Origin of the sequence: Streptomyces desertarenae, from assembly GCF_042681365.1 — a bacterium.
Taxonomy (GTDB): domain Bacteria; phylum Actinomycetota; class Actinomycetes; order Streptomycetales; family Streptomycetaceae; genus Streptomyces; species Streptomyces desertarenae.
In genome coordinates this window covers 344634-371626 of sequence record NZ_JBHUFU010000004.1, presented here as the reverse complement: position 1 = coordinate 371626, position 26993 = coordinate 344634, and the positions used below count along the sequence as shown (strand labels likewise).

The following is a 26993-nucleotide window of genomic DNA, read 5'->3' as shown; positions in this document are numbered from 1 at the left end:
CGGGCGGCCCGGCCGGCTGTGAGCGGGCGGCGCAGGGGAACACGTCCTCCATGCACGCAACCGGACGACGTCGGTACGCGGTCCGCTGGGACGAGGCGGCCGGACGCAGGATACGCAGCCTGCACACGGGCGGGGACCGCGTACGCGGTCCCCAGGTGGTCATGGTCCCCGGCCTGGGGGCCCTGGGCTACCTGCTGGACGCCCTGGAGGGCTGCGGCGCGTGGGCGGAGTCGTTCCTCCTGGACGTCCCCGGATTCGGCCACCGGCAGCCCCGGGCCTGCCCCGCGCGGATCCCCGCCCTGGCGGAGGCGGTCTCCGCCTGGCTGACCGCGGTCCCCCGGGGGCCCGTCGTGCTGGTGGGGCACTCCACCGGTGCCCAGGTCGCGCTGCGGGTGGCCGCGGACCGGCCGCAGACGGTGGAGTCGCTGGTGCTGATGGGGCCGACCTTCCCGCCCGCGCTGCGCCGCGCGCCCGGCCTGCTCGGGGCCCTCGCGCGCACGCTGGCGCACGAGGCGCCCGGCGAACTCGGCGCCACCGTGCCGTACTACGTCCGCGGCGGGGCGCGGGAGATGCTCCGGTACGCGCGCTCCGCGCTGCACGACGCACCCGAGCGCACCATCGGCCGGGTGACCTGCCCGACCCTGGTCCTGCGGGGCGCGCACGACGCGCTCGCCCCCCAGGAGTGGGCCCGGCGGCTGGCGACCGCCGCACCGAACGGACGGGTGAGGACGGTCCCGGGGGCCCACAACTTCCCCTACCGGCAGGGCGATCTCACCGCCGCCCTCATCGCCGGGGCCGCCCGGCGCCGGTGAAGGGCCGTCAGCGCGCACCGGCACCCCGCCGGCCGAGCGCCGTGGGCGCACCGGCCCGGGCCGCCACCGTCCGGCCCGGCGCCCGGGGCGGCCCGGGCGGCCTCAGTCGTCCGAGCAGGAGTACTTGTCGATGTCCTCCGGGTTCGGTTTGTGCTTCTGCTCGAACTCCGGGTCCCGGTCGGCCAGGCCGGAGAAGTGGTACTTGAAGTAGCCGCCCCAGTCGGGGGAGTTGAGGAAGTCCCGCAGTTTCTCGGCGATCTGCCGGCACTGCTCCTCCCGGCCCTCCTGGACACCGATCCCGTAGCGCTGGGGCGAACCGATCTCCAGGTTCTCGACGACCTCGACGCCTTTGTGGTGCTCCATGAACCCGTACAGCACGGCCAGGTCCGTCCAGACCGCGTGGACCTCCCCCGCCTCCAGGCGGGCGACGCAGTCCGAGTAGTCCGTCCGGAGGTCGACGACGGCCTCGGGCATCAGCGTCCTGAGCTGTTTCCTGATGGACGGCACGGAGGCGTTCCCGTCCGAGGTGGACCCCTCGACGGTGCAGACGACCTTGTCGGCCGTGTCCTTGATCTCCTTGATGGAGCGATCGCCCTTCCGGACGAGCAGCCCCTGCCGCGTCTGGAGGTACGGCCCGGCGAAGTCGATCTTCTTCTCGCGGTCGGCGGTGATGGAGTACGTGGCGATCACCAGGTCCGCCGTGCCCTCCACCAGGACCTTCTCCCGGTCCTTGGAGGGCACGTCGCTGTACGCCATGCCTTTGAAGCCCAGCGCGCGCTTGAGGAAGAGCGCCAGGTCGTTCTCGAAGCCGGAACGCGCCGTCCCGTCGTCCCGGAAGTTGAAGCCGGGCTGGTCGTACTTCACGGCGACGTTGACGCCTCCCCACGAGGGTGCGGCCGTGGGTTCCTCGGGGGGAGAGGCCGTGGGGGAGGTGCTCCCGGGGAGAGGACTCGTGGAGGAGGCGTCCACGCCGCCCCCTCCTCCGGTGCAGGCCGCCGTCAGCAGCGCGCCGCACACCGCCGCGGTGGCGAATCGGATCTTCGAACTCATCGTGGCTCCCGTGGTTCAGCGGTTCACAAGGACGGCCTTCTCCACGTCCAGGGAGACGGAGCAGCCCTCGTCCGTCCTCAGCTCCACCTTCAGGCGCACCGTCCGCTCGTCCCTGTCGAGGGCGACCGGAGTCTCCTCGCCGGCCCCGGTCTCCACGGCCCCGTCGAGCCCGGCTCCGGTGAGCCGCAGGACGCTGGACGGGCCGCACTGCGACCCGTGGCTCAGGTCCTCCATCCCGAGGGTGACGCGCAGCAGGTCCCGTGGCCGGGGGACCTTCACGGTGAGGAACGCCACCGCCTCGTGCTCCATCTGCTCCGCGCCGGTGAGCTTCACCTCGTCGGTCACCGTGAGGGGGCGCGACTGCTCCACGAGCCGCCAGCCGTACAGGGCGCTCCCCGCCACGAGCACCAGGACGCACAGGGCGGCGACCAGCTGCCACGCCGAGAAGGTGTCGTGCACGAGGCCGAACAGCGCGAAGACGAGCAGGACGATGCTGCCCACCGAGGCGAGGACCGCCTGCACGGTCGACAGGCTGCCCGGCAGCAGCGCGAGAGGAAGCACGGCCAGCGTGGCCGCCAGGACCACCAGGAGCACCACGGCCCACGGCGTCTGCCGCACGATTTCGACGAGCTTCATCCCCAACCCCCCGTTGGCACACCGATACTCTCGGTGCAGGCCCATGGTGACGCACAACTCCCCCCGGTGGGTAGGGATTTCGGTACGCGATTCCGAAAAGTACGCCGTTGCGGCCCACGCCGCGGAGGCGGCTGGAGGGCGAGGGACGGCCGGGTGCCCGCCCGCCGTCGACGGCTGCTTCCCCGCTCCCCTGCCCGGGGGCACCCGCCGCGGCTCCGCCGGTCCGCCTGGCGGCGTCGCCGTTGCTCCCGGGCCCCGGCCGACCGTTGCCGCCGACGCGGCCTGCGGGCCTACGGCGCTGTGCGGAGGGTGCGGTCGCGGGCCAGCGGCGCGAGGCCGGCCATGAGGACGACGGCCGCGAGCGGGATCAGGTCGAGGCTGACCGTGATCAGGGCGAAGGACACGAACACGAGCGCCGGACTCCACACGGGCAGCCGCCTGGGCGGTGCGGCTGCCAGCATGGCCAGCAGGGTGAGCATGCCGAGCTGGAAGGCGAGCGGGCCTGCCGACGTGAGAAGGCCGGGCAGCGGGGCCGAGTCGGCCAAGCCGGGGAACAGGTCGCCGAGAGCAACCCAGACGAAGCAGCCCGCGCCGAAGACTGCGGCGACCATGGCGGCACTGGCGGCGGTTCGCATCCGGACGGTGGCCGCGGGAACGAGGCGGCGCAACTCCACGACGAAGGCGCCGAACAGGAGGAAGGCGGCGAGGAAGAACGTGTGGCCGAGGTTCCAGGCCACCCCCGGGCCGTGGTCGCCGTCCATGCCGTCGACCAGGCGGAGCACGCCGTAGCACAGCAGCAGGAAGGGGATGAGAACGGGGAGCAGTCGGGTTGTGCGCGCCACTGAGGTCATGTCCCTACGCTCCCCGTCCGGTCCGGCTGCGGGGTATCGGTACGATCCCCCAGCGCACCCGGAGGGCTGCCTTAGGGGTCGGGCCGCTCGGCGACCGGCGCTCTCGGGGGTGGGGCGCTTCCGCAGGGACCTTCCGGGCCGGGGTGGCATTCCGGCCCCGCAGCCGCAGGCCGGAGTGCCGGGGGGCGGGGTCGCGGCGGGCCGGTCCGCCGCACTGGTCCGATGCAGCACGATGACGAACAGCCGTTGCCCGGCGGCAACGTCAGCGATGGTGTCGTTCGCGTCGGCGACACCGTTCGCCGTCCGGCAGGACCGTGGACCCCCTCCGTGCACGCCCTGCTCGCCCACCTGAACGAGGTGGGATTCGGCGCGGCGCCCCGCCCGCTCGGCATCGACGACCAGGGACGTGAGGTCCTGACCTTCATGCCGGGACATGTGGTCCGGCCCGACCGGTTCTCGCTGGTGGAGCCTGCTCGGCAACTGGCTCGCGTGGCACGCCTCATCCGGGACTTCCACGATGCCGTGCAGGACTTCACACCCCCGCCCGACGCGCACTGGCAGGCGCTGATCCCTCCGGAGGGCAGCGACATCATCGCCCACAACGACCTGGCCCCCTGGAACCTCGTGGTCGCGGACGAGACGCGGTGGGCCCTCATCGACTGGGACGCGGCAGGCCCCGGCTCCTCCCTGTGGGATGTCGCCTACGCCGTTCACGGGTTCGTCCCGCTGTCCGCCCATCCGGACTGGCAGCGCCCGGACGCGGCGGAACGACTGCGGGTCTTCGCCGACGCGTACGGTCTCGACGAGTCCGAACGTCGCCGGTTGGTCCCCCTGCTGGGGCGCCGTACACGTTCCATGCACGACTTCCTGCGGGACCAGGCGGCCCGAGGTGTCCGGCCCTGGGCAAGGCTGTGGGCTGAGGGCCACGGTGACGCCTGGCGGAACGACGCCGAATACATCGAGCAACGCGAGGACCGGTGGCTGCGCGCCCTGCTCGCCGGCTGAGCCCGTCCTTCACGGCCCGACCCGGTCGCGTTCGGCGGTGGTGCCGGGGCGTCCGGTCGTCTCGCCCGCGTGCGCGAGCGGGCCCGTGGCGGTCGGCGGCCCGGACGGCCGCGGCATCGGGCTCGCTCCGGGTGCCGGGCTTGGCGGAGCGGAACTCCTCCTGGGGGCGGGAGCCTGTCCACCGGGCCCGGCACGGCCCTGCCGGGCCCGGTGGAGGGTCAGTGCTTCACGCCGCTGAGTTCGTTGGGTGCCTTGGGCAGGTCGACCGTGGCGAGCCGCTTGCCGGACTCGATGTCGACCGCGTGGAGCCTGCGGGTGGCGGGGTCGGAGACGTAGGCGGTGTGGTCGCGCACGAAGATCGCGGGGCGGGGCCGCTGCCACTCCAGCGGTTCGCGCCACCGGTCCACGACGGGGATGGTCCGGGTGACCTCCGCCTTCTCGGGGTCGATGACGTGGATCGCTCCGTCGGTTCCCAGGACGAGGGCCTCGCCGTGCGGGCCGCGTGCCAGGGAGCGGAAGGTGTAGCTGGTGCCGAGGTCGACCAGGCGGAGCCGGCCGGTACGGGTGTCGATCAGGGAGACCTGCTCGGGGCGCTCCAGTTCGGCGTCGGCGTCCTTCTTGTAGTCGCCCAGCACGATGGGGGAGGCCTCGGAGCCGGCCTGGTTGCCGATCCGGCCGTACTCGGTGGGGCTGTCCACCTTGGTGATGGCGCCGTCCCGGTAGATCAGGACGCCGTCCTCGCAGCCGACGACGACGGCCTCGTCCTCGGCGGTGGCCTCACCGTGGACACCGGGGCACTTCTCGTTGCGGGTGATCTCCTTGCGGTTCCCGTCGAGGACGGTGATGCCGGTCCTGCTCTCCTCGGTGCCCAGGGTGGTGACCAGGCGGCCGTCGGCCAGTTCGACGGCGACGCCGTGGTGGGGGGAGGGGGAGGTGTAGGTGGTGGTCCTCGGCTTTCCGCCGGCGAGGTCGTCGGGGTCGAAGGCGGTGACGTCACCGGTGCCGTCGGAGAACAGCACGGTCCGGCCGGCGTGGTGGACCACGTGGCCGGGCTTGTCCCCGGGGAACTCGATGTCCGTGAGCGTGCCGCCGGCCGCGTCCAGGACGCGGAACCCGGTGGCGGTGGAGACCATCACGTGGCGGTCGTCGCCGGCCGGGTTGACCCGGTTGAACCCCGGCAGGGGTATGTCCCGGGCGATCTCGAGGGTCTCGCCGTCCAGGACGTAGAGGCCGCCGTCGTAGGTGGCGACGACCGGGTCCTCGACGGCCGGGGCCGGGACGCCGGATCCGGCGTCGGCCTTCTTCGCCGGGGGCCGGGTCCCCTGGTCCCCCTGCCCGCCGCACGCGGTGAGCGCGAGGGAGGTGGCCAGGAGGAGGGCGATGCCCGCGGCCTTCGTGGGGCGTGCCGTGTGGTTCATGTCGGTGTTCTCTCTTTCTCGTGACCCGTGCGCGGGAGGGTCCGGCGGGTCAGTCGGTGCCCAGGCCGTCGGCTATCGCCGTGGTGTTGGCCCGCATCATGTCCAGGTAGGTGGGGGCTCCTCCGCCCTCCCCGGTGAGGGATTCGGAGAACAGCGGGACGACCTCGACGTCCAGGCCGCTCTCGCGCCGGAGGACGTGGGCCAGCCGGTCGGGCCGGGAGGAGTCGGCGAAGATCGCGCGGACCTTCGCCTTCCGGACCGCGCCGGCCAGGGACTCCAGGTCGGAGGCGCTGGGGGAGGCCAGGGTGGTGCCGCTGGGGATGACGGCGCCGATGACGCGGAAGCCGAACCGCCGGGCCAGGTATCCGAAGACGTGGTGGTTGGTCACCAGGCTGCGCCTGTCGCGGGGGACGGCGTCGAAGCGCTCCCGCATCCAGGAGGCGAGGTCCTCGACCTCCGCCCCGTACCGGTCGGCGTTCCTCCGCACCGCGGCGGCGTCGACGCCGCCGACGTTCTCCACGACCTGCTCGGCGATGAGGCCGACCGCGGTGCGGACGCGGTGGGGGTCGGTCCAGAAGTGGGGGTCGAGCTGTCCGGCCGTGTCGTCCGAGGCGTAGGGGAGGGGGTCGACGGCGTCGCCGACGGCGAAGGTGGCGGTACCCGCCTCGCGCGCGGCGTGCACGTGCCGCAGGACGTTCTCCTCCAGTCCGAGCCCGTTGTACACCACCAGGTCGGCCTGTTCGATCAGGGCGGCCTGAGGGGCGGAGACGCCGAAGGAGTGCGGGTCGGCCCCTGCCTCCATCAGCACCGTCACCTCGGCCTCGCCGCCGACGACGTTGCGGGTGATGTCGCCGAGGATGTTGGTGGTGACCACCACGCCCGGGCGGTCGCCGCCGCCGGCGGAGCAGCCGCCGAGGAGCGGCAGGACGCAGGCCAGGGCGGTGAGGAGGGCCGCCGCGGTGCGGCGCCGGGCCGCCGGGGGACCGGCCCTCACCGTCCGGTCTCCACCATCAGGGTGGGGGTGAAGTCCAGGGCGAAGGTGCGGGCCCGCCGCAGACGGTCGTTGTAGTCGATCTCGTGGACCTTCCGTGCCGCGGCGTCGTTGACGTAGGCGCGGCTGGTGTCGACCTCGATGACCGCCGAGGCGGTCTGCTCCGGCGGCGCCCCGGCCAGCAGGCCGGTGCTCGCGGTCCGCTTCCCGGTGGCGGGGTCGTACGCGCTCAGGGTGCCGTCCTCGGTGAGGACGAGCAGCGGCGTGCCCTCGCCTGCGGTGTTGACGGCGGCGACGGGGCCGGTCTCCACCTTCTTCCAGGTCCGCTCGGTGATGTCGAGCACCCACACCGCGTCGTCGCCGGCCGTGGCGACGAGGGTGGTGCTGCCGGGCCGGTGGTCGAACGCGACGGCCCGGTCGCCGGCGTCCACGGGCCCTCCGTAGGGGATCTTCTCCCCGGTGAACCCGCCGTCCTCCTCGGTGACGAGCAGGGCTCCGTCGGAGCAGCCGAAGACGACACCGCGGCGGGTCACGGCCGTGCCGCGCGTCTGCGGGCACCGCTCGGCGACGGACGCCACCGGTGCCCCCTCCCGGTCGCGCACCTCGACGGCGTCCTGCGCGGCACCCGTTCCCGCGACCAGCAGGTGCTCCCGGTAGGGGACGACCGGTCCCCGCCCGGACCGGCCGGTGACGGGGCGTCCCCCGCCGACGTCGCCGTCCTCCAGGGCGGCGCGGTCGAACAGCCGGGCGCCGCCGTCGAAGGTGACCGCGGTGAGGGCGGTGTCGCCGTGGACGTGCTGCGGCCGTCCTGCGCCGATCTCCCCGAGGGCGCGGATCTTCGAGCGGTAGTAGTGGACGTGGTCGCCGTGGTCCACCGTCCAGGCGCCGCTGTCGACGACGTGGGTCCCCTCGCCGGTGCCCAGGTAGGCGAACCGGCCGTCGGTGGCGATGTCCCGCACCCCCTCGATCCGTCCCACGCGGGTGACGTCCCCGGTCGTGAGGTCCAGGACGTGGATCCCGCCGGTGCGGGCGTCCGCCATCACCAGGCGCGGCTGCTGCTCGGCGGTCTCCTCGGCCCCCTCGACGTATCCGTGGGGTACGGCGGACGGGGGCGGTTCGGCCTCGGCGGACTCGGCGCGGTCCGGGCCGCTCTGGCAGCCGGCCAGCAGCGCGGCCGCGGCGAGGGCGGCCGCCGCGCGGGTCTTGGCGTGTCTCATGGCGAGCGCTTGCACTCCGTTCAGGGGGTGAGGACGTTCAGGAGTTGGCGGGGGAGGGCCGGCGGAGTCGGAGGCCGGCGGCGAGGTGGGAGAGCAGGAACTGCGCGACCGCGACCGCGGCGATCGTCGCTCCGGCAGCGGTGCCCAGGTGCCAGGACAGCAGCAGGCCGAGGAAGGTCGCGCTCGTGCCCAGGCACGCGGCGCCGGCCATGATCGCCGGAATGCGCCGGGCCCAGGGCAGGGCCGCCGCCGGGGGCGCGATCAGCAGGCCGAAGACCAGCAGCGTCCCCACCACGTGGAACGAGGCGACGATGGCCAGCGTCAGGAGCCCCAGCAGCGCGGCGTGCGCGAGACGGGGGCGCAGGCCCAGGGTGTGGGCCTTGCGCTCGTCGAAGGCCAGGGCGACGAACGGCCGGTGTCCCGCCGCGGAGACGACCAGGGCGACCGCCAGGGCCGCGGCGAGGTGGACGAGATCGCTCCCGCGCACCGCGAGCACGTCCCCGAAGAGGAACCCGGTCAGGTCGACGGCGAACGACTGGGAGCGCGAAACGACGATCACGCCCAGGGCGAGCATCCCCACGAAGAGCAGGCCGATGCCCGTGTCGTGCGACAGCCGGGGGGCACGGCCGAGGGCGGTGACCCCGAGCGCCATGGCGGCCGCGCTCACGGCCGCACCGACCAGGAGGTTCCCGCCCAGCAGCGAGGCGACCGCGACTCCCGGGAGCATGCCGTGCGACATCGCGTCGCCCAGGAAGGCCATGCCGCGCAGCACCACCCACGTGCCGGCCAGGGCGCAGACCAGCGACACCAGGACGCCGCCCCACAGGGCGCGCTGCACGAAGGCCACCTCGAAGGGGCCGGTCAACCACTCCATGGCACATGAACATATAATGAAAACCGTTGTCATTTCAAAGTGGTGTGGGAGAGATGCCCAGGTGAAGCAGCAGGTGACCCTCGACGGCGTGTCGGCCGGCCATGCGGGGCGAGTGGTTCTGTCCCGGTTCAGCGCGCGGATACCGGCGTCGGCCGTCACCGCCGTCGTGGGGCCGAACGGATCGGGCAAGTCCACGCTCCTGGGCGTGCTGGCGGGCGTGGTACCCGTCATGGCGGGGACGGTGGCCCACCGCACCCCCGGCCGCCCCGCCCTCGTGGCGCAGCGCAGCGCCGTCTCCGACACGCTGCCGGTCACGGTGCGCGACACCGTCGCGATGGGCAGGTGGGGGCGCCTCGGCCTGTTCGGGCGCATGTCCTCGCGTGACCGTTCGGTGGTCCGGGCGTGCATGGACCGGCTCGGCATCGGCGACCTCGCGGAGCGGCGGCTCGGTGAGCTCTCCGGAGGGCAGCGGCAGCGTGCGCTCGTGGCCCAGGGGCTCGCCCAGGAGGCCGACCTCCTGCTGCTCGACGAGCCGACCGCCGGCCTCGACCTGGAGGCGCAGCGGAGGATCACCGAAGTGCTCGAAGAAGTGGCCGCCGAAGGCGTCACCGTCGTCCACGTCACCCACGACCCGGCGGCGGCCGGACGGGCCGACCACTGCCTGCTGCTCCACGCCGGCCGGCCGGCCGGGGCCGGCTCGCCCCGCGAGGTGCTGACCGGTGAGGCGCTCGGGCGCGTCCGGGGGCTCCCCCGGCAGGCATGGCCTCCTGCGGCGGAGGAGCGGACGGATGCCCGGCGGGGCCGGGGGTGAGGCCACCGGGCGGACCCCGCCGGGACGGACCGCCACCGGCGCCCCGCGAGGAGCGGGTGCCGGCGGCGGTGGGGACCGGCGTCCTCCCGCGGGGCGGACGCCGGCTACCGGCCCGCGCAGGGCAGCAGCGCCATCTCGCGGGCGTTCTTGACCGCGCGGGCGAGCTGCCGCTGCTGCTGGGCGGTGACGCGGGTGACGCGGCGGCTGCGGATCTTGCCGCGGTCGGAGATGAACCTCCGCAGCAGGTCGGTGTCCTTGTAGTCGACGTAGGTGATGCCGGCCGCGTCCAGGGGGTTGGGACGGGGCGCGGCCCGCTTGCGGGGGTCGGGGCGGCGGGGCATGAGATGGGCTCCTCGGTTCTCGCGGGTCGGGTGCCGGACCGGCTCGGAGGCTCAGGCGGGGTCCAGCAGGGAGTCGAAGGCGGACCCGAGGTGCTTCCACGCCTCGGGTCCGGCGGCGTACTCGGCGTCGGTGAGCAGGCAGGAGTCGAGCAGGCCGGTGATGCCCTCGCGGTCCAGGCCGGGAGAGGTGAAGACCAGGTGCTGGCAGCGGTCGCCGTGCTCGGGATGCCAGTCCAGCGCGGCGGCCGTCCTGCGGACGGGGTCGGCCATCTCCCAGGCGGCGTCCGGCAGGGACGCCAGCCAGGGTCCGGCGCTCTCGACGCAGAGCGCGCCGCCGGCGCAGTCCCACGACAGCAGGGTGTCGGGGCGGTCGGCGAGCCAGAAGCGGCCGCGGCTGCGGGCGGCGGCGCAGGCGAGGTCCTCCAGGGCCGCGTGGAGCCGTCCGGGGTGGAGGGGCCGGTGGCGGCGCCAGACGAGCGTGCCCACTCCGGCCTCCTCGGCCTCCTGGGGCAGCCGGGAACAGGCCGGGTGCTGCGCGGCGGCGGCCATCGCCGGATCGAATCCGGCGAGCGCGGCCTCCGCCAGCTCCGGTGAGCCGACCGGCACCCGGCGCGCGGCCGGGTGGAGCTGGGCGAGGAGCGCGTGGTCGGTCTCGTCGGCCTCCTCGCTGTCGGCGACGGCGAGCACGGGGGCGTACTCCAGCTGCCGCGCCCAGGTGTCGGCGACGGTGCGCTGGTCGGCGGGTGCCGCGGCGAGGCCGGCTTCGGCCAGGTCGTCGCCGTTGGCCAGGCAGGGCAGGACGAGCGCGGGGTCGACGGCGGTGACGACGCCGACCAGCTCCAGGGCGTCGTGGCCGTGTGCGGTGACCAGCTCGGCCATGCCCTTCGGCTCGACGGAGTCCCACAGCTCGACGACGGCCAGCCGGGCCAGGCCGCCCGCGGCCAGCCGCTCCAGTTCCGGGACGAGGTCCTCGCGCAGGGCGCAGCACGCGCAGTCGTTGACCAGCGGCGCTTCACCGGAGGACAACTCGCCCGAGGCGTCGCGCAGGGTGAGCGTCACCGTGCCGTCGGCGGCGGTGGACAGGTCGTGGTGGAGCGCCACGCTGTCCGGCACGGTCCGCAGCAGTCCCTCCACGGTCTGCCGGCGGGCGTCGGAGTGCAGTCCGGCGACGACCACCACGGGGAGCGTGCGGCCGGCCGCCATCAGCGCTTCCCGTGCTTCCCGTAGCGCCGCTCGAACCGCTCGACGCGTCCGGCGGTGTCCAGGACCCGCTGGGTGCCGGTGTAGAAGGGGTGGCTCGCCGAGGAGATCTCGACGTCGACGACGGGGTAGGTGGCGCCGTCCTCCCACTCGATGGTCTTGTCGCTGGTCATGGTGGAGCGGGTGAGGAAGGCGAAGCCGGCGCTCCGGTCGCGGAAGACGACGGGGCCGTACGGGGGGTGGATTCCGGGTTTCACAGCGGTGTCCTTCGGGTCCGTGCGGGAGGGGCGGGGGCCGGTGCGGATCAGCGTTCCTCGCGGAACTCGACGTGCCGGCGGGCGAGGGGGTCGTACTTGCGCAGGACCATGCGGTCGGGGTCGTTGCGGCGGTTCTTGCGGGTGACGTAGGTGTAGCCGGTCCCCGCGGTGGAGCGGAGCTTGACGACCGGGCGGAGTTCACTGCGTGCCATGGCCGCTAGTATATGACAATGGTTTCCATTACCAAAAAGGAAGCCGTCCACCGAGAGGAAGGAACCCCCGTGTCCGCCCACTGCCAGCTCACCGGCGCCGAGCCGGGCTTCGGCAACAAGATCTCCCACTCCCACCGGCGCACCCCCCGCCGCTTCGACCCCAACATCCAGCGCAAGCGGTACTGGCTGCCCAGCGAGGGCCGCCACGTCCGGCTCACCCTCAGCGCGAAGGGGATCAAGACCGTCGACGCCATCGGCATCGAGGCCGCCGTCGCCCGCATCCGCGCCCGGGGAGGAAGGGTCTGATGGCCAAGAAGAGCAAGATCGCCAAGAACGAGAAGCGCAGGGCGACCGTCGCCCGGTACGCGGCCCGGCGCGCGGAGCTGAAGGAGATCCTCCGCCGCTCCTCCTCCACCGAGGAGGAGCGGGTCGCCGCCCTGGCGGAACTGCGGCGCCAGCCGCGCGACGCCAGCGCCACCCGGGTGCGCAACCGCGACGCCGTGGACGGCCGGCCACGCGGCCACCTGCGCAAGTTCGGGCTCTCCCGGGTGCGGATGCGCCAACAGGCCCACGCCGGATTCCTCCCCGGAGTCACCAAGTCCTCCTGGTGACACATCCCTTCGCGGTGAAGCGGCCGGCGGAGCCCTCCGGCGCGTCCCGGGCTGCGCGCTGCCGCGATCACCGGGGTCCCGCGCGCTCCGGCTCGGCGCGCGCGGGACCCCGGGAGCGGGGGAGGGGACGGTCGCCTGCCTCGCGACGCCGGAAGGCCCGAAGCGGTGACGGAACCGGCCTGGAACCCACGGTGATCCGACCGCGGGCGTCACCGGCAACACCATCACCGACATGCTCGGGGCGAGCGTCACCGCCCCCTCGGGAGCCGAGGCCGTCGGCGACAAGGTCGTGTCCGCCGGATACGCCGGTACCGCCGCCCTGGCCGGCCTTCCCGAGACGGGCGCCTACCGGATCGTCATCGGCCCCTGCGGGCGAGCCACCGGCTCGGTGGACCTGACGCTCTCCACCGATGTGCGCGTGGAGCCGGTGCCCGGCGGAGATCCCGCACCGGTGACGCTCAACCGTCCGGGCCGACGGGTACGCGCGGAGTCCACCGCCGCCGACGACGTCCCCCTCGGCTTCGCCGCCACGGGGAACACCGCGCCGGAGCACGCCAACCTCCGGCTGGTCCCCGCCGAGAGAGGAGAGGGCAGCCACCTCGGCTTGGTGCCGGGCAACGCTGCCGGCGCCGAGTATCCGACAGGGCTGACGCCCGGTGAGAAGCACACGGTGACGCTCGAATCCGACGGCGCGGCGACCGGAACCATGACGCTGCGGCTGCCGGCACCGGTACGGGCCGGCACCCTCTCCGACACCGACCCGACAGCTGAAGGCCGGATCACCAGGCCCGGCCGGCAACTGGAGTTCGGCGTCGAGGCGGCGGCGGGCTCCGGAGCGGCGGCCGTCTTCGGCACACGACGCCGACCGCCCTGTCGCGGGCTGTGGTGCCGGCCCCCAGGGCTGCCCGGGAGGAAGGCCCGGCACGGCTGTCCACCTCCTCGGAGGCCGACGCCGACGGCACCATCACCTATGCCTACGACCCCTACGGGCACCCCACCGCATCCGGCATACCCTCCGCCAACCGGCACACCTTCACCGGCCGCGAGGACGACGGCACCGGTCTGCTCCACCACCGCGACCGCTGCTACGACCCTCACCGCTGCGTCCCCGGCAGGCGCTGGCAACCCTGCGCCGCCGGGCCGCGGAGACCGGTCTGCCCAGGATCGGGGTGCACGACCTGCGGCACACGGCCGCCACGATCATGATCAGCTCCGGTGTACCGCCGACGGTGGTCCCCAAGACGCTGCGGCACTCGACGCTGTCCACCACGGTCAACCTCTACGGCCACCTGCTGCCCCACGCCGCCCGGGACGCGGTGCGAGCCCCGGGCCGCGCACCGGAGGGCGCCGACCGCGACCACAGGCCGACCGGAGCGGTCCAGGCCGCGTGAGCTGCGGTGCCGGACGGTGACGGGTGACCGGCCGATCTGGGCGGCGGCATCACTCGGGCATCACCGTCGCCCGAACATGAGTCAGCGGGCCCGCCGTATCCGGCGGACCCGCTGGCCATACTGTCGGGACGACAGGATTTGAACCTGCGACCCCTTGACCCCCAGTCCGGCCCAAGGACGCCATTCTTGGGGCAATCGGTGCTTTCCGGCCCGGTGCTGCGTGAAGAACACCCCGGTCGTTCGGGTGCGCGCACACCGTGTGGTCCCCGGCTGGTCCCCAAAGAACTGCCGTGCGAGGGCAGTCCATGCCACACATCCAGTATGAACCCTCTTGTGTGGCTTCCACAGGAGGCGGTCCTTGTGCCCCGGAAACGGCGTGAACGACGACTCCCGGCACTGGTCGACTCGTACGGTGCGCACTGGCAGAGGGGCTGAACGACGCCTTCACGGCCGAGCTGAATGGGCTCGCGGGGCCCATGGTGGGACTTTGCCCAAGCCGAGCAGGGGGTCTTCTGCTGGGGGCCTGGCGTAACGAGGAACGTCTGCTGGGTTAACTGACTCATCATGCCTTGGAACTTGCTCTTGCGCGGCTCCACGCATCGCTGTCGCTAGCCTCGATCTTTCGTGACGGCCCGCCGACTTCGTCGGCGGGCCGTCACGAAAGATCGAGGCTAGCGGGGGGTTGTTACTGGGGTAGCGGGGGCTGACCTGCGAAGTAGTGCCCATAGAGGGGGCACGTAGGCCCCCGTCCCGGATACCCGGGGCGGGGACTTTCCGCGTGTTCGGTTACCGCTTGAAGTGGCAGACCGCACCGTCACCCGTGCACATCTGGTGCACCTCGACGGTCACCGGCGCCGGCGCTGGCCGGACCTCCGGCGCGGGGATCAGCGCCGCGGCCCCGGCCGCCAGCAGCGAGATCGACAGGCTGGCGAGGAAGGAGGTCCATCCGGAAATCCGGTTACCGCTGGCCGTCCCAGCAGGTGACGGAACCGGCTTCACCGGAATTTGGGTTGGTACTCTCATAACTGAGCTCCAATCTATGACTGGGTTGAGCTACTGATCAGCGGGTGATGGCCCGCTGGTTCCTGCGGCGGCCGGGTGTTGGAGCACCCGGCCGCCGTGCATGATGACGCCCCCAGGATGATGCCGAGAGCCGTCCGCGCGGCAACGTGTTTTGGCGCCGCATGGTGTGACTGTCGCCCTGTCCGGTGACAGCAGCAACAGGACGCTATAACGGATCTGTTCCGGCCATATACCGCTAGCGCACAGATCCGCCACCGGCCAATTTGGGTAACCCAACCCGTCAGCAAGCTCAATTAGGGCACTTGACCTGCCGGTTTGCATGAGCGGGCATTCCCTGACCAGCCCGCTTACGCCGTCTTGCACTGGTGTACAGAATGCCTGTGTGGTCTTAAGAGGCAGGACGGACGCACTGCAGGCCGCCGAACAGAGCCCTAAACGTGGCCGAATTCAGTCGTTCCTTACGGCGAGCAGATCGAAAACGCCCCGTTGCCTGCTGGCCCCACCCCCGGCTGGCAGCAGCACGGAAGGCCCCCGCTCATCCCGGGCGGCGGCCTCCGTCGTTGCGCGGCTACTCCTCGGCCAGTAGTCGGCGGGTGACGCTGGCCGCGAGCTGGCGCGCTGCGGTCGATGCCCGCCCGTACCGCCGCACCGCAGTGGTCCCAGGCGTTCTCCAAGGGGAATGCCTGGGACCACCAGGGCGGGGGCTTCTCGCGCGTCTTCCGGCCGAACATGTGCAGCAAGATGTTTTACCGGAAGCGCGGGCCAACCGTGGCGATACGACCACGGTTGCCGCCCCAGCTGTGGGGCTCTGCCCCACAGCTGCATGGTGCTCTGCACCCCGCGGGCGCCAACCGTTGCCTAAGCCTTGTCCCGTAAATGATCTACGGCGGGCTGGCTGACCTGCTCGCCTTCTCGGTCACCCGGCGAGGGCGAGGTTGTGCAGGCGGGCGATGCCGAGCATGGCATGGTGGACGCCGTCGCCCTTGAGGCGGCAGTCGCGGAGAATCTTCCAGGTCTTCATGCGGGCGAAGGCGTGCTCGACGCGGGCGCGGACTTTGCGGTGGGAAGCGTTGTGGTCCTCCTTCCAGGCCGGGAGTTCGCTCTGGCCTTTCTCTCGGCGGTGTGGGATGACCAGGCCGGTGCCCCGGTAGCCGCCGTCCGCAATGACGGTGATCGTGCCGACGGCGGCTTTCGCCCCGGACAGCTCCCATGCCTTGCAGTCGTTGCGGTTGCCGGGCAGCGGTCGGCCGACGGCGACGACCAGACGGGTGTCGGCGTCGATGACGACCTGGTGGTTGGTGGAGTACCTATAGTTCTTCGACTGCTCGGCGATGCTGTGGTCCCGGGTGGGGACCAGGGTTCCGTCGACGATCAGGACGGTGTCTTTGCGGAACCGTTTGCGCTGCTGGAGCGCGAGCGAGGGGCCGAGGTGGTCGATGATGCGGTCGGCGGCCGACTTCGATACCCCAAACAATGGTGCCGGCTGCCGCAGCGTGAGGTTGGTGCGCCAGTACGCGGCGACCAGCAAGACACGGTCCTCCAGCGGCAGGCTCCACGGCCAGCCCTTGCGAACGGGGTCTGCACCCTCGCGTCGTAACGCCGTGATCAGCTTGCCGAACTGTCGCGGGCTCAGTCCGCTGAACGGGGCTACCCAGGAAGGCTCCGACGCCGTGATCACACCAGTCACTGCATGATCATTCCACCGTTTCAGGGGCTCCCTGCTCAAACGCGAGGCGGCAGCGTTCAACCTGCTCTGCCACCTGCTCCATGAACCAGCGCATGATCTCGTAGGGGATGACGTGCTCGTCGTGGCTGTGGATGTGGACGGCCGGCTCCAAGCTCGGGTCCTCGTCGGGTATCACCGCCACCATGAAAGCGCTTCCGGGCAGGTGGGTCTGTGCGTTGGGAATCTCAGCCCACGCAGCTGGCGCCGGTACGGCCTCGCTCAGCTCCACACACCAGGCGTCGTCCGGCAAGGAGTAGTGGAACTGGACGGCGTAGTGGCGGCCTGCATGAACGCGCAGCTCTGGCATGCCCGCAGGTTGCCACAGCTGCCACGCCGGAGTCTCGCGAGTATCCGCTCAGCACCTGGTGTCGCCGCCCCACCAACTATTTGCGGGACAGCTCTTAGCGTATGGACCAGGGCGGGCGTGGGCTGCTCACCTTTGCCCAGCTCACTGAGCGATGGAGAGCCCAGCCGCGCGCATGGCAGCCACAGCGATGTCCGGGGTTGGTCCGGACTCACTCTGACTGGGGTGTGGCCCGTGTACGGTCCGGATCTTGGTCTTGATCGGATAAGTCTGGGACTGTGCGTTCTCTACGGAGTGGTCATGGTCCTGAGGCGCAAGGGGTTGAGGTAATCGCGAGACACACGGTGGCTCTGCACGGTCACGCGGCGCTGCGTGTGGAGGCGGAAGCGGAGTCCGTGCAGGAGGCCAACCGCCTAGGACCTGTCTGGCAAATGATCTTGTCTGGGTTCGCGGAGCCAGAGGATGAGTGCCGCGAGGTGGAGTCCGGCCCGGTAGCGGGCGGCGAGTTTGTCGAAGCGGGTCGCGATGGCGCGGAACTGCTTGAGCCGGTTGAAGCAGCGTTCGACGACGTTGCGGGCTTTGTAGAGGTCGCGGTCGAAGGCCGGTGGTCTGCCGCCGGCCCGGCCGCGCCGTATCCGGTTGGTCTTCTGGTCGGCCCTTTCCGGGATCACCGCCCGGATGCCCCGGCGCCGGTCCGGGGCACGCGCACCGCGTCCAGGACCGCGTCGAAGGCGGTGGAGTCGTTGACGTTGCCGGGTGTGACGACGACGGCCAGGGGCAGGCCCCGGCCGTCGCAGGCGAGGTGGACCTTGGTGGTCAGCCCGCCGCGGGACCGGCCGAGCGCCTGGCCAGCCGCCGTGCGTGCCGGATTTTCCAGTTCGTCCCCCGTCGGCTCCCCTTTTTGCGGGCACCGGCGGCGTGCTGGTGGGCACGGTTGATCGTGGAGTCGACCGAGACCGTCCATTCCACGGCACCGACGGAGTCGTCGCGGACCTGGACCTCCTGGAGCAGGCGGGCCCAGGTCCCGTCCGCCTCCCAGCGGGCGAACCGCTCGTGGACCGTCTGCCAGGGACCGTAGCGTTCCGGCAGGTCACGCCATGGAGCACCCGTGCGCAACCGCCACAACACCCCGTTGATCACCTGCCGGTGATCCCGCCACGGTCGGCCCCGCCCGTCAACACCCGGCAGCAGGTGCGCTATTCGCTCCCACGCCGCACCCGTCAGCTCACCACGACCCACCACAAGATCAATTATCTGGCAGGAGCTGGTCGCGCGTGGTCTTGGCAGCGTGGCGTGTTCGTCTGTGCGGCTGCCCCGGCCGACGGTGTCCGTCGGCCGGGGCATGGCGTGCCAGGTCAGTGGTGGGTGTGGGCTCCGATCTTCTGACGGGGGAGGAATGCGGCCAGGGTCATGGCGACGAGTGCGGCGACGGCACCGATGGCCAGGATGATGCGGAAGGCATCCTGGGAGGGCAGCTGGTGGCCGCCGAACGTCATGGTGACGCCGGCGAGGATGAGGCCGGCCACGGCGCTGGCGATGGTGGTGCCGAACCCTCGGATGAGGACGTTGAGGCTGTTGGCGGCCGCGGTCTCCGAGGAGGGGACGTTGGACATGATCAGGGTCGGGATGGCTCCGTAGGCCATGCCGATGCCCGCGCCGATGATGCAGGAGACCAGCACGAGCTGCCAGATCTCGGCCATCAGGAACACGCCGATCACGTAACCCGCCGCGACGGTGACGGCGCCGAGCATGAGGGTCACCTTGGCGCCGAAGGCGGCGGAGATCTTGGCCGACGGCTTGGCCACGAAGAACATCACCAGGCCCTGCGGGGCCATGGCCAGGCCCGCGACAAGCATGGACTTGCCCAGTCCGTAGCCGGTCGCCTCGGGGGTCTGCAGGAGCTGGGGCAGGGCGAGCTGGATGGAGAACATCGCGAACCCGAACGCGGCGGCCGCCAGGTTGGTCAGCAGGACGGGCTTGCGGGCGGCGGTGCGCAGGTCGATCATCGGTGTGCCGGTGCGCAGTTCAAAGGCGCCCCAGGCTACGAGCAACACCGCGGCGGCGGCGAACAGGCCCAGGACCAGGGCGCTGCTCCAGCCCCAGTCGGATCCCTTGGAGATCGCGAGCAGCAGGCAGACGAGAGCGGCAGACAGACCCGTCGCCCCGACGAGGTCGAACTTGCCGCCGGTGCGGATCTTGGAGGCGGGGACGAAGACGGCCACCAGGGCCAGGGCGACCACTCCGAGGACGGCGGAGGTCCAGAACAGTACGTGCCAGTCGGCCTTGTCGGCGATCAGCGCGGCGGCGGGCATGCCGAAGGCCGCGCCGACGCCGAGGGAGGAGCTCATCGTCGCCGTGGCTGCGCCCAGGCGTTCCCGGGGCAGCTCGTCACGCATGATGCTGATGCCCAGCGGGATCACTCCGGAGGCCAGGCCCTGGAGGACGCGCGCGACGATCAGCGGCGCGAGCGAGGTGGCCAGTGCGGCGATCACCGATCCGACGACCATGAGGACGAGGCTGCCGATCAGCATCTTCCGCTTGCCGTACATGTCCGCGAGGCGGCCCACGATGGGCGTGACGATCGTCGCCGCGAGCAGTGTCGCGGTCACCGTCCACGCCGTGTCGCCGGGCGAGGCGTCCAGCAGACGCGGCAGCTCCGGGATCACCGGGATCACCAGGGTTTGCATGCTGGCGATCACGATGCCGGCGAAGGCCAGCACCGCCACCATCACACTCGGCCGGTGCCGGGTCTGCGACTCCTCCAGCACAGGGGCCGCGAGCACTTGCGACACGACGCTCCTCCATATCTTCAAGCAGATGATTTAATCTAGTAAAGCATATGACTTATTGCGATGGAGGTGCGGAGCTGGCCCCGGACTTACCGCACCGCAGGAGAGTGCGGGTCGCGCGCAGCGCCCGGTGCGGGATCATGGAGGCAGCAAGAAGGCAATGGGGAGGACACGAGGTGGCAGGTAGGGCCGCACGTGCGGAGAAGAGCGCCGACACCCGACAGACGATCCTGGACGCCGCCGAACGACTGTTCGCCGCACACGGCGTGCACGCGGTCTCCACGCGGAAGATCAGCGAGGAGGCGGGGCAGGGCAACAACGCCGCGGTCAGCTACCACTTCGGCGGCAAGACCGACCTCATCCGTGCCATCGTCCGTACCCACGCCGAGCGGATCGAGGAAATCCGCGCCCGACTCGTCGCCGAAGCCGCCGGATCCGACGACGTCCGCACCTGGCTCTCCTGCCTGGTCCGCCCCTTCACCGACCATCTCGACGCCCTCGGCCCGCCCACCTGGTACGCCCGATTCCGCATCCAGGTGACCGCCGACCCCGGCCTGCGGGAGATCTCGCAGGACGAAGCCCTCGCCTCGCCCTCCCTGCGACTCCTGATCGCTCACCTGACACACACCCTGCCCGGCCCACCGCCGGAGGTCCGCGCCGAACGGCTCAACATGGCCAGCCACCTCATCCTCAGCATGTGCGTCGAGCGTGAACACGCCCTTGCCGAAGGCACGGCCGCTCGCCAGCTCACCTGGAACGATCTCGCCGACAACCTCACCGACGCCCTTGTGGGCCTCTGGCAGGCCCACAGCACCGGCTGACCGAGACACCTCGTGCCGTCCGCAGAGAGGTGCGGGGCATTCCGTCCCGGCAAGCCCGCCGTGAACCCGGCCTCGATGCAGCGCCAATCGGTGATTATTTGTCAGACAGGTCCTAGCGGTCGCGAAGGCGCCGAAGGTGGAGTATGTGCAGAGCTGGACGCCGGTGACGATGAGCAAGCTGGAGGGGTCGAAGTGAGCGAGATCAGGCGCGACGAGTGGGTTGGGATGACCAAGTCCGCCAGGAGGTACGAGCCGTTCTGGGAGAGCGTCCGGGAGGCGGAGGCGCAGGGTCGTCCGGTGATGCACGTCGTTAAGGTCGGCAAGTTCATCATGCAGGCGTCCACGGACATCGAGCTCGCCAAGCTGTTCGCGGAACACCAGATCTTCGACCAGGACGAGGTCGGCGAGTTCGACTGGGTGCCGGACGAGTTCGAGGTGCTGCATCTTCGGTTCAAGAACACGCGGACTGGGGAGTGGGAGTCCACCATCCAGTCCATCTCGACGGTGCCGGCGCTGCCGGAGGTGCCGAAGTGAGTGAGCCGCAGGGTCCCGGCCCTTCGTGGTCCGCTTGCTGGCCATCAGGCGACTCTCTCACCGGTGGGAAGCCCGCCGTCGATGACGCCGAGGATGCGGCCATAGGTATCCAAACCCCGCTGCTCAAACTGCATTTGGTCGGTAAGGGCCAGCCGCATGCGAGCCTGTTCGCGGCTGGCTTTCGCGGCCGCCGCGTGGGTGGGATCGGTGATCGACTGGTGGCGGGCTCAGCAGTGGACACGTACCAACCCCTGTCCCTTGTCACCCTTCACCGTGCTATCGAAAGGTCTGCCCCTTCTCGTCGAGCTGGTGCAGCCAGTCCAGCTGAAGGCCGCTGTTCTTGGGGCAATTGGTGCTTCTCGATCCGGTGCTGCGCGAGGAACGCCTCGGTCGTTCGGGTACGCGCACACCGTGTGGTCCCCAGGTGGTCCCCAAGAAATCGTCCTATGAAGGCGGCCGGGGCCACATTCCTAACCTGTACCTGTCTATGTGGGTCCCACAAGAGACCACCCCGCAGCCGGAAACCTTTGGTCGCGGCTTCCCCAGCTGCTGAGAAAACCGAGAAGGCTTGTAAACGCTGTTCAGTGTCTGCAGTTAGCCGTGCAAGCGGACGAGGAGACCGCTTCACCGCTGAGGTGAAATTGTGATGTCGTGAAGGGATGACGGCTCTTGATCCCTGCGGTGTGCCGATGCGATGAGAGATTCCCATAGGACAGGGAGTTCACTGCTGGCGGCACCGGCTCCAGGAACGGATACGGTCTCAAGTGATGGAACTGCTCGCCTAGGGTCGGACGAACGCAGCGATTGCCAAGGAGTAGCGGGTTAGCGCATCTAGCGAGGCTGTGCCATACCGGCGTGGTAGCGACCTCATCGACGGCTGTATGGTCGATACTGGCCTGGTCGTCGGGCATAGATGCCCACTGCGGCATCACTGGTTCAATATCCGTAGGTAGGTCAAAATTCCACGCGGGGTCGTTCGCTGATGTCCCTGCTGAGCAGGGTTCGGACGTCGAGTTCCGGGAGGCCGGAACGATTGATGAAATCGGCGAATGAGATGCCTGTTGTTTCCATGAGTTCCAGTGCGCGTTGCAAGAGGACGGGAACCTCTGGGTTCCCCAGAGGCCCTGGCTCTGCTTTCCTCCACCCTCGGACGGACAAGGCTTTCCATCCCTGCGCGTAGGTATGTTCACTCATGACGCCGAGCGTTTTTGCCCTGACCAGGAGAGCGGCCAGTGAGACGTGCCATTTTGCCTTCAAGCGGAGAAATGCAGGCCAGTCCAGCCGGTCTGGGAGTTCGGATTTGATGTCGTCGGCCGGCATGAGGAACGCGGCGGCGAACTCATTGGCTTGACTCTCAGTGGTCTTGTCGCCAATTTTTTCAGTGATGCCGTGCAGGACCAGGTGGCCTAGTTCGTGGGCCGCATCGAAGCGGGAGCGGTCGCGCAATCCTTTGTCGGCCCCGAGGGCGATAACGGGCCTGTCGGGGAAGTCGACGCAGAACGCATCAACTTTTTCGATACTGACACGGAAGCGGACGACAATAATCCCATTCATTTCCAGTAGTCGCACAACGTCTTGAATTGGACCGCGCGGGACGTTCCAGTGATCACGAATCCGGGCTGCCGCTTGTTCGATATCAGCGGGCTGAAGGAATTGCCCTTTATCGATTGGGATGCGCGGAAGATTGAGGCCAGGCAGCGCAACGTGTTTTTCGAGCTCGAGCGCGAGTTCCCGTGCAAGGTGCACGTAGGCGAGCGCTTGTTGGCGATCTCGAGGGGAGGTGGATCGAAGGCTGCGGAAGAACCCGGCGACCTGATCCTGAGCAGGAGGGCGGGCCGGGGCGGCGAAGAACGACGGTGGTACTCGCAAGGCGACCGCGAGCCGGCGAAGCGTCGAGGCGGCGGGCTTGGTGTGTCCGTTCTCGAACTGGCTGATCGAGGCTGCGGTGACGGAGCCGACTTCCCTGGCCAGTTGCACTTGGGTGAGCCCGCGGAGTTCGCGTGCCATCCGCAGCCTGGCGCGATCGAACAGGGCCGCGATGTCGCCGAGGTCCAGTTGCGGGTCGTTCACGTCGCTCGTCTCCGCGCTAGTCGACGCCCACCGATCAGCGGACGATTCCCGATCTTGAATGTTCCGCTCGCATCTTAGGCACACCTTGGTTACCGATCGGTTAAAAAGCCAGGCTTCCGGCGGAGGTGCTCGCATGAAGTGTGTCGAGTTGCACGTCTGTTTCATCGTGTACTCTACCGGACACCGAGAAGATGATGTTCAAATCTGAGGTTATCTGCCGCATGCAGAGGGGACGGAGTTGAGGGGATGAGGGTTCAGGAGTGTGTGCTGTCGGACGAGGTGATCACCGCCGACTCGGCGGAGGCCGCGCTGTGGGACGCCATCGTGGTGCCGGGGGAGATCAAGGAGCGGCTGCGCAACCAGGCGGTGTTGTCGCTGCTCGTGCGGCCTGACCTGCCGTTTGCGGTGACGGCGTTGCATGGTCTGTGCACGCTCTACGGTCCTCCCGGCACTGGCAAGACGACCCTGGCGCGGGGCCTGCCGGCGCAGGTCGCCCGCTACGTTGGCGGAGGCGCGGTCCGGCGGATCGAGATCAACCCGCACGGGCTGATGAGCGCCGAGCACGGGCAGTCGCAGCAGCGGGTCAGCGAGCTGCTCGGCGAGTACGTGCCGGGTCTCGCGTCGGACGGCGTGCCGACCGTAGTGATCCTCGACGAGGTCGAGTCGATGGTGGTCGCCCGCTCGGCGGCGTCGTTGGCCGCCAACCCGGCCGACGTCCATCGCGCCACTGACGCGGTGCTCACCGCCTTGGACCTCAATGCCGCCGAGCATCCGCACCTGTTCTTCGTCGCGACCAGTAACTTCACCACCGCCTTGGACGAGGCGTTCCTCTCCCGCTCCGACGCCGCCATCTTCGTTCCACTTCCCGGGCCGGATGCGCTGCGGGAGATCCTGGCCTCCACGTTGTTGACGCTGGCCGGCAAGTACCCGGCCTTGGGCGAGCTGGCGCGTTCCTCGGCGATGGATCGCATCGCCGAGGCGGCTCACGGGCTGGACGGCCGCCGTACGCGCAAGGTGGTCTTCGAAGCCCTGGCTCAGCGACTGGACACGGTGCTGGACCCCGGCAGCCTCACCGAAGGCGACCTGGCCACCGCGGTGCGCAACGCCGTCGCGGAGACGAGCCAGTCGGAGGTGTCCCATGCGGCGCACTAGGCAGGTGGCGGCCTCTCCCGTGCGCAGCGCCAGCGGAACCTGGGCAGTGATCGCGGACCTCGTGGCGGACACCGTGGCGCAGTCCTCCGCGTTGTCCCGCGACGAGGCGGTGCAGGCGATGTCAGCCGCCCAGGCGGTCGGGCGGATGCTGATCGCGGCGGGGCACCTGCACAAGCACCCCATCACCCTGGTAGCCGGCAAGGTGCATTGCGAGATCACGACGGTGTCCGGCACGGCGGCCCTGACGTTGGAGGAGAACCTCAACCCCGTTCCCGGCGCGGCGGACGCCAGCGATTTCACGGTCCACCTGCCGTCCCCGGCCCCGCTCCAGAAGCAGGTGAAGGCAGCCGCCGACGGTCACGCCCGATTGTCCGACGCTGTCCCGCCCGCTCCGGAGACGAAAGCTGCCAGCTCCGGCCCGCTGATCGACCGGGAGGCCCTGCGACAGGCGGTAACTCAGCGATGACCTCCACCTACACCTACAGCTACACCCGAACCCACACTGCCACGCACCTGACCGACGTCATCCTCGGCACCATCACGGACATCCTCGCCGACCTGGGAATCAACATGGACCGGCTGCACCGAGACTGGGAGCAGGACGAGAACGCGATCAAGGCATGGATCGAGGAGGGCTCCCTCGACACGGTCGTCCTCGAGTGCCACCGCCCCTCGGGCACCGTGGCACCGGTGATCGAGTTCCCGGTGTCCTACACCACCTCCGGCGACGGCAACGCCGAGTTCACCGCCTCCCGCGCGCGAGCCGCCCGGTTCCGAGCCAAGTTCGACCAAGTGCCCGCGGGCACCACCTACCGACTGTTCTGCACCTTCAACGGGCCCCGTACCCCGCAACCGGGTTGGGGCCCCGGCCATCGGGCGAGCACCGACGGCCTGAGCGGCATCACCTTCGGCACTCTCGGCTCCGCCCCGCACGCCTCGACCGGCATGCGGTACTACCACACCTGAGACCACGAGCAGGGACACACCACTATGGGATACATCGACGACGCCTTCACCAGACTCAAGCACAACCTGGAGATCACCCAGACCGAGCAGAACCTGGCGAAGGCGCGACACGAGGCCATCCGCGACTTCGTCCGGTCCCACTGGGACCTCGCCGAAGACTTCCTCACCGGCAGCTACCGGCGCGACACCAAGACGAAGAAGCTCAAGGACATCGACATCTTCATGGTCCTCGACGCCAACGGCCCCCAGGCAGGCTTCCGCGACCTGGCTCCCATCCAAGTGATCAATGCCCTGGAGATCCTGCTCCGTCAGAAGTGGGGCGCCGCCGCTCGCGACGGCATGGCCGTCGTCATTCCCTACGGACCCGAAGACGAGGTGATGTCGATCGACGTAGTCCCCGCCTTCAAGCGAGACAACGGCGGCTACTACATCCCCAATCCCTCGGCAGGGGACTGGATCGCGACCAACCCCAAGCGCCACCACGAGCTGAGCATCGCCAAGAACGCCGACTGCGACGACAAATTCGTACCCTTCGTCAAGATGGTCAAGGGCATCAACCGCGAACTCGACGAGCCCGTGTCGCCCTCCTTCCTGCTGGAGGTCATGGCCCAGTCGCTGGTGAAACCGCCGATCGGGCGCTACCAGGACGAGATCGTGCTGTTTCTGGCCACCGCCGCCGAACGCATCGGCGACGAGTGGCCTGACCCTGCCGGCTTGGGCGGTGACGTCAACGCCGTCATGAACGCGACTCAGAAGCTCACCGCGGCCAACGCACTCACCCAGGCACGCGCCATCGCAGAGCGGGCGGTCGATCTGGAGGACGAGGGCCAGGAGCGCGCCGCCTACGACGAGTGGAAGAAGCTGTTCGGGAACAGGATGACCAGGCCATGAGCCTCTTCACCGACCCCGGCGGCGTCCATGGGGTACCGCCTCGGGCCATCCACGAGCGGCAGCTCGACGACGACATGCTGCTCCTTCAGCGCGCCGCGTCGGCAAGCCACCAACGCGGCCAACTCCTCGAAGCCGTGCGCGCCACCGCCGCCGTCGCGCTCGCCGCCGCCGGTGTCCTGATCACACTGGCCGGCCACGGCCGGACAGCCGTCTCGATCATCGGGTTCTTCTGGTTCGTCGTCTCCGCGTTCCTGCTCAAAGGCCTCGCCGGGAACACCGCCCGCCAGGGCGCGCTGCTCCAAGAGATGTTCGACACCGCCCTGTTCCACCTGCCGTGGCGCGCCACCGTTGCAGGCGACCCCATCCCCGACCCCGACATCCGCCGCCTTGCGCGCAAGCTCCCCCGAGGTAGCGCGAAGGACAAGCGCATCACTGATGGCTGGTACGACCCCACCAACGGAGTCCACCACCCCTACGACGTATTCATCGCCCAAGAACAGAACCTCGCCTGGGACGCCCGCCTCCGCCGCCGCTACAGCCACCTCATCGCTGCCACCGCGATCCTGTGGACCACCACCGGGTTCGTCACCGGTCTCACGGTCGCGGACGCCACGCTGCGCGACACCCTCCTCAGCTTCTTCGTCCCGTCCCTGGCGGCCTACCAGATCGCCTACGAGATCTGGTCCGGCCAACGCAAGGTGGCCGACGAACGCGACCGGCTCACCAAGATCGTCAACAACGAGCTACACAACGGACGCCCCGGCCCCGTCCCCGACGACGAATGGCACCGCCTACGGAGCATTGCGCGAGACGTACAGGACGGTGTACTTCGCACTCGCCTGGACACCACCCGAGTACCCGAGTGGTTCTACAAACGCTTCCGCGACGACGACGAACGCGACTTCGGCGACACCGCAGAAGGCCACCGCGTCCGCCTCGCCCAAGACACACCCCCGCCCACATAGTGAACGGGACTGTCGGCAGGAGGGTGGGCGAGGCAAGCGATGCTGATCAGCGTCTCTCGCGTGCGCTGTGTCGGG

At 70.2% G+C, this 26993-nt stretch carries 29 protein-coding genes and 1 pseudogene; 13 read left to right on the top strand and 17 right to left on the bottom strand.

The window, feature by feature from the left end; all coding sequences use genetic code 11:
- Window positions 1–50 precede the first annotated feature (50 nt).
- Window positions 51–812 carry an alpha/beta fold hydrolase gene (locus ACFSJS_RS09805; protein ID WP_380898918.1) on the top strand — a complete coding sequence of 254 codons (762 nt, stop codon included), beginning with the start codon at window positions 51–53 and terminating at the stop codon, window positions 810–812.
- Between the two features lie 102 nt (window positions 813–914).
- On the opposite strand, the gene ACFSJS_RS09800 is transcribed toward ACFSJS_RS09805, so the two are convergent.
- The 3 genes from ACFSJS_RS09800 to ACFSJS_RS09790 all read right to left on the bottom strand — a co-directional run bounded on the left by ACFSJS_RS09800 (window position 915) and on the right by ACFSJS_RS09790 (window position 3349).
- Window positions 915–1862, bottom strand: a complete 948-nt coding sequence (locus ACFSJS_RS09800) for a transporter substrate-binding domain-containing protein (protein WP_380898917.1) — start codon at window positions 1860–1862, stop codon at window positions 915–917.
- 15 nt (window positions 1863–1877) lie between these two features.
- Window positions 1878–2498: a hypothetical protein gene (locus tag ACFSJS_RS09795; protein WP_380898916.1), complete on the bottom strand. Its 621-nt coding sequence runs from the start codon at window positions 2496–2498 to the stop codon at window positions 1878–1880.
- 290 nt (window positions 2499–2788) lie between these two features.
- Window positions 2789–3349, bottom strand: a complete 561-nt coding sequence (locus ACFSJS_RS09790) for a hypothetical protein (RefSeq protein ID WP_380898915.1) — start codon at window positions 3347–3349, stop codon at window positions 2789–2791.
- A gap of 222 nt (window positions 3350–3571) precedes the next feature.
- Here ACFSJS_RS09790 and ACFSJS_RS09785 point away from each other — a divergent pair, with 222 nt between their 5' ends.
- Entirely contained in the window at window positions 3572–4354 is a 783-nt protein-coding gene (locus ACFSJS_RS09785; protein ID WP_380898914.1) for a phosphotransferase enzyme family protein, read from the top strand.
- A gap of 218 nt (window positions 4355–4572) precedes the next feature.
- Here ACFSJS_RS09785 and aztD read toward each other — a convergent pair whose 3' ends face one another.
- Genes aztD through aztB form a run of 4 tightly spaced genes read right to left on the bottom strand, consistent with a single transcriptional unit; the run spans window position 4573 to window position 8854 of the window.
- The gene (gene aztD / locus ACFSJS_RS09780; RefSeq protein WP_380898913.1) at window positions 4573–5772 is read right to left on the bottom strand and encodes a zinc metallochaperone AztD; all 1200 of its coding nucleotides are present in this window, start codon (window positions 5770–5772) and stop codon (window positions 4573–4575) included.
- Between the two features lie 49 nt (window positions 5773–5821).
- Window positions 5822–6709, bottom strand: coding sequence for a zinc ABC transporter substrate-binding protein AztC (gene aztC / locus ACFSJS_RS09775; RefSeq protein WP_380898949.1), 888 nt, complete (start codon window positions 6707–6709; stop codon window positions 5822–5824).
- A 53-nt stretch (window positions 6710–6762) separates the two neighbouring features.
- Window positions 6763–7980, bottom strand: a complete 1218-nt coding sequence (locus tag ACFSJS_RS09770) for a hypothetical protein (RefSeq protein ID WP_380898912.1) — start codon at window positions 7978–7980, stop codon at window positions 6763–6765.
- A gap of 37 nt (window positions 7981–8017) precedes the next feature.
- Window positions 8018–8854 (bottom strand): zinc ABC transporter permease AztB, encoded by an 837-nt coding sequence (gene aztB, locus ACFSJS_RS09765; RefSeq protein ID WP_380898911.1) that lies wholly within the window; start codon window positions 8852–8854, stop codon window positions 8018–8020.
- Between the two features lie 61 nt (window positions 8855–8915).
- Here aztB and aztA point away from each other — a divergent pair, with 61 nt between their 5' ends.
- On the top strand, window positions 8916–9665 hold the full coding sequence (aztA, locus tag ACFSJS_RS09760) for a zinc ABC transporter ATP-binding protein AztA (protein WP_380898910.1): 750 nt from the start codon (window positions 8916–8918) through the stop codon (window positions 9663–9665).
- Window positions 9666–9769: 104 nt separating this feature from the next.
- Here the strand turns inward: aztA and rpsR are convergent, their stop codons facing one another.
- Genes rpsR through rpmG form a run of 4 tightly spaced genes read right to left on the bottom strand, consistent with a single transcriptional unit; the run spans window position 9770 to window position 11675 of the window.
- Window positions 9770–10006 (bottom strand): 30S ribosomal protein S18, encoded by a 237-nt coding sequence (gene rpsR / locus ACFSJS_RS09755; RefSeq protein WP_380898909.1) that lies wholly within the window; start codon window positions 10004–10006, stop codon window positions 9770–9772.
- A gap of 51 nt (window positions 10007–10057) precedes the next feature.
- Window positions 10058–11209: a CobW family GTP-binding protein gene (locus ACFSJS_RS09750; RefSeq protein WP_380898908.1), complete on the bottom strand. Its 1152-nt coding sequence runs from the start codon at window positions 11207–11209 to the stop codon at window positions 10058–10060.
- A complete protein-coding gene (locus tag ACFSJS_RS09745) occupies window positions 11209–11463 on the bottom strand; it encodes a type B 50S ribosomal protein L31 (RefSeq protein WP_380898907.1) in 255 nt (84 codons plus the stop codon). Before ACFSJS_RS09745 ends, ACFSJS_RS09750 begins: the two co-directional genes overlap by 1 nt.
- 47 nt (window positions 11464–11510) lie before the next feature.
- Window positions 11511–11675: a 50S ribosomal protein L33 gene (gene rpmG / locus ACFSJS_RS09740; protein ID WP_380898906.1), complete on the bottom strand. Its 165-nt coding sequence runs from the start codon at window positions 11673–11675 to the stop codon at window positions 11511–11513.
- 69 nt (window positions 11676–11744) lie between these two features.
- Here rpmG and rpmB point away from each other — a divergent pair, with 69 nt between their 5' ends.
- The 3 genes from rpmB (at window position 11745) to ACFSJS_RS09725 (ending at window position 13677) form a co-directional block, all read left to right on the top strand.
- Entirely contained in the window at window positions 11745–11981 is a 237-nt protein-coding gene (gene rpmB / locus ACFSJS_RS09735; protein ID WP_380898905.1) for a 50S ribosomal protein L28, read from the top strand.
- Entirely contained in the window at window positions 11981–12286 is a 306-nt protein-coding gene (gene rpsN, locus ACFSJS_RS09730) for a 30S ribosomal protein S14 (protein WP_380898904.1), read from the top strand. Before rpmB ends, rpsN begins: the two co-directional genes overlap by 1 nt.
- A 767-nt stretch (window positions 12287–13053) precedes the next feature.
- Complete coding sequence (locus ACFSJS_RS09725) at window positions 13054–13677, top strand: tyrosine-type recombinase/integrase (RefSeq protein ID WP_380898948.1); 624 nt, start codon at window positions 13054–13056, stop codon at window positions 13675–13677.
- A 786-nt stretch (window positions 13678–14463) separates the two neighbouring features.
- Here ACFSJS_RS09725 and ACFSJS_RS09720 read toward each other — a convergent pair.
- The 5 genes and pseudogenes from ACFSJS_RS09720 to ACFSJS_RS09700 form a co-directional block, all read right to left on the bottom strand.
- Window positions 14464–14700 carry a hypothetical protein gene (locus ACFSJS_RS09720; protein ID WP_380898903.1) on the bottom strand — a complete coding sequence of 79 codons (237 nt, stop codon included), beginning with the start codon at window positions 14698–14700 and terminating at the stop codon, window positions 14464–14466.
- A gap of 916 nt (window positions 14701–15616) precedes the next feature.
- On the bottom strand, window positions 15617–16387 hold the full coding sequence (locus ACFSJS_RS09715) for a transposase (RefSeq protein ID WP_380898902.1): 771 nt from the start codon (window positions 16385–16387) through the stop codon (window positions 15617–15619).
- A gap of 7 nt (window positions 16388–16394) precedes the next feature.
- Window positions 16395–16733, bottom strand: coding sequence for a hypothetical protein (locus tag ACFSJS_RS09710; protein WP_380898901.1), 339 nt, complete (start codon window positions 16731–16733; stop codon window positions 16395–16397).
- A 410-nt stretch (window positions 16734–17143) separates the two neighbouring features.
- A pseudogene (locus tag ACFSJS_RS09705) lies at window positions 17144–17969 on the bottom strand (IS5 family transposase).
- Window positions 17970–18085: 116 nt separating this feature from the next.
- Window positions 18086–19522: an MFS transporter gene (locus ACFSJS_RS09700; protein WP_380898900.1), complete on the bottom strand. Its 1437-nt coding sequence runs from the start codon at window positions 19520–19522 to the stop codon at window positions 18086–18088.
- A gap of 173 nt (window positions 19523–19695) precedes the next feature.
- Between ACFSJS_RS09700 and ACFSJS_RS09695 the strand changes: the two genes are divergently transcribed.
- On the top strand, window positions 19696–20340 hold the full coding sequence (locus ACFSJS_RS09695) for a TetR/AcrR family transcriptional regulator (protein ID WP_380898899.1): 645 nt from the start codon (window positions 19696–19698) through the stop codon (window positions 20338–20340).
- Between the two features lie 225 nt (window positions 20341–20565).
- Window positions 20566–20874 (top strand): hypothetical protein, encoded by a 309-nt coding sequence (locus tag ACFSJS_RS09690; protein ID WP_380898898.1) that lies wholly within the window; start codon window positions 20566–20568, stop codon window positions 20872–20874.
- A gap of 954 nt (window positions 20875–21828) precedes the next feature.
- Here the strand turns inward: ACFSJS_RS09690 and ACFSJS_RS09685 are convergent.
- A complete protein-coding gene (locus tag ACFSJS_RS09685) occupies window positions 21829–22944 on the bottom strand; it encodes a helix-turn-helix domain-containing protein (protein ID WP_380898897.1) in 1116 nt (371 codons plus the stop codon).
- 264 nt (window positions 22945–23208) lie between these two features.
- Here ACFSJS_RS09685 and ACFSJS_RS09680 point away from each other — a divergent pair, with 264 nt between their 5' ends.
- Genes ACFSJS_RS09680 through ACFSJS_RS09660 form a run of 5 tightly spaced genes read left to right on the top strand, consistent with a single transcriptional unit; the run spans window position 23209 to window position 26918 of the window.
- The gene (locus tag ACFSJS_RS09680; protein WP_380898896.1) at window positions 23209–24096 is read left to right on the top strand and encodes an AAA family ATPase; all 888 of its coding nucleotides are present in this window, start codon (window positions 23209–23211) and stop codon (window positions 24094–24096) included.
- 19 nt (window positions 24097–24115) lie between these two features.
- Entirely contained in the window at window positions 24116–24562 is a 447-nt protein-coding gene (locus ACFSJS_RS09675; RefSeq protein ID WP_380898894.1) for a hypothetical protein, read from the top strand.
- Window positions 24559–25062 (top strand): hypothetical protein, encoded by a 504-nt coding sequence (locus tag ACFSJS_RS09670; protein ID WP_380898893.1) that lies wholly within the window; start codon window positions 24559–24561, stop codon window positions 25060–25062. Before ACFSJS_RS09675 ends, ACFSJS_RS09670 begins: the two co-directional genes overlap by 4 nt.
- A gap of 24 nt (window positions 25063–25086) precedes the next feature.
- On the top strand, window positions 25087–25953 hold the full coding sequence (locus ACFSJS_RS09665) for a CBASS oligonucleotide cyclase (protein ID WP_380898892.1): 867 nt from the start codon (window positions 25087–25089) through the stop codon (window positions 25951–25953).
- Complete coding sequence (locus tag ACFSJS_RS09660; RefSeq protein WP_380898891.1) at window positions 25950–26918, top strand: S-4TM family putative pore-forming effector; 969 nt, start codon at window positions 25950–25952, stop codon at window positions 26916–26918. The genes ACFSJS_RS09665 and ACFSJS_RS09660 overlap by 4 nt, the downstream gene beginning before the upstream one ends.
- Window positions 26919–26993: the final 75 nt, after the last annotated feature.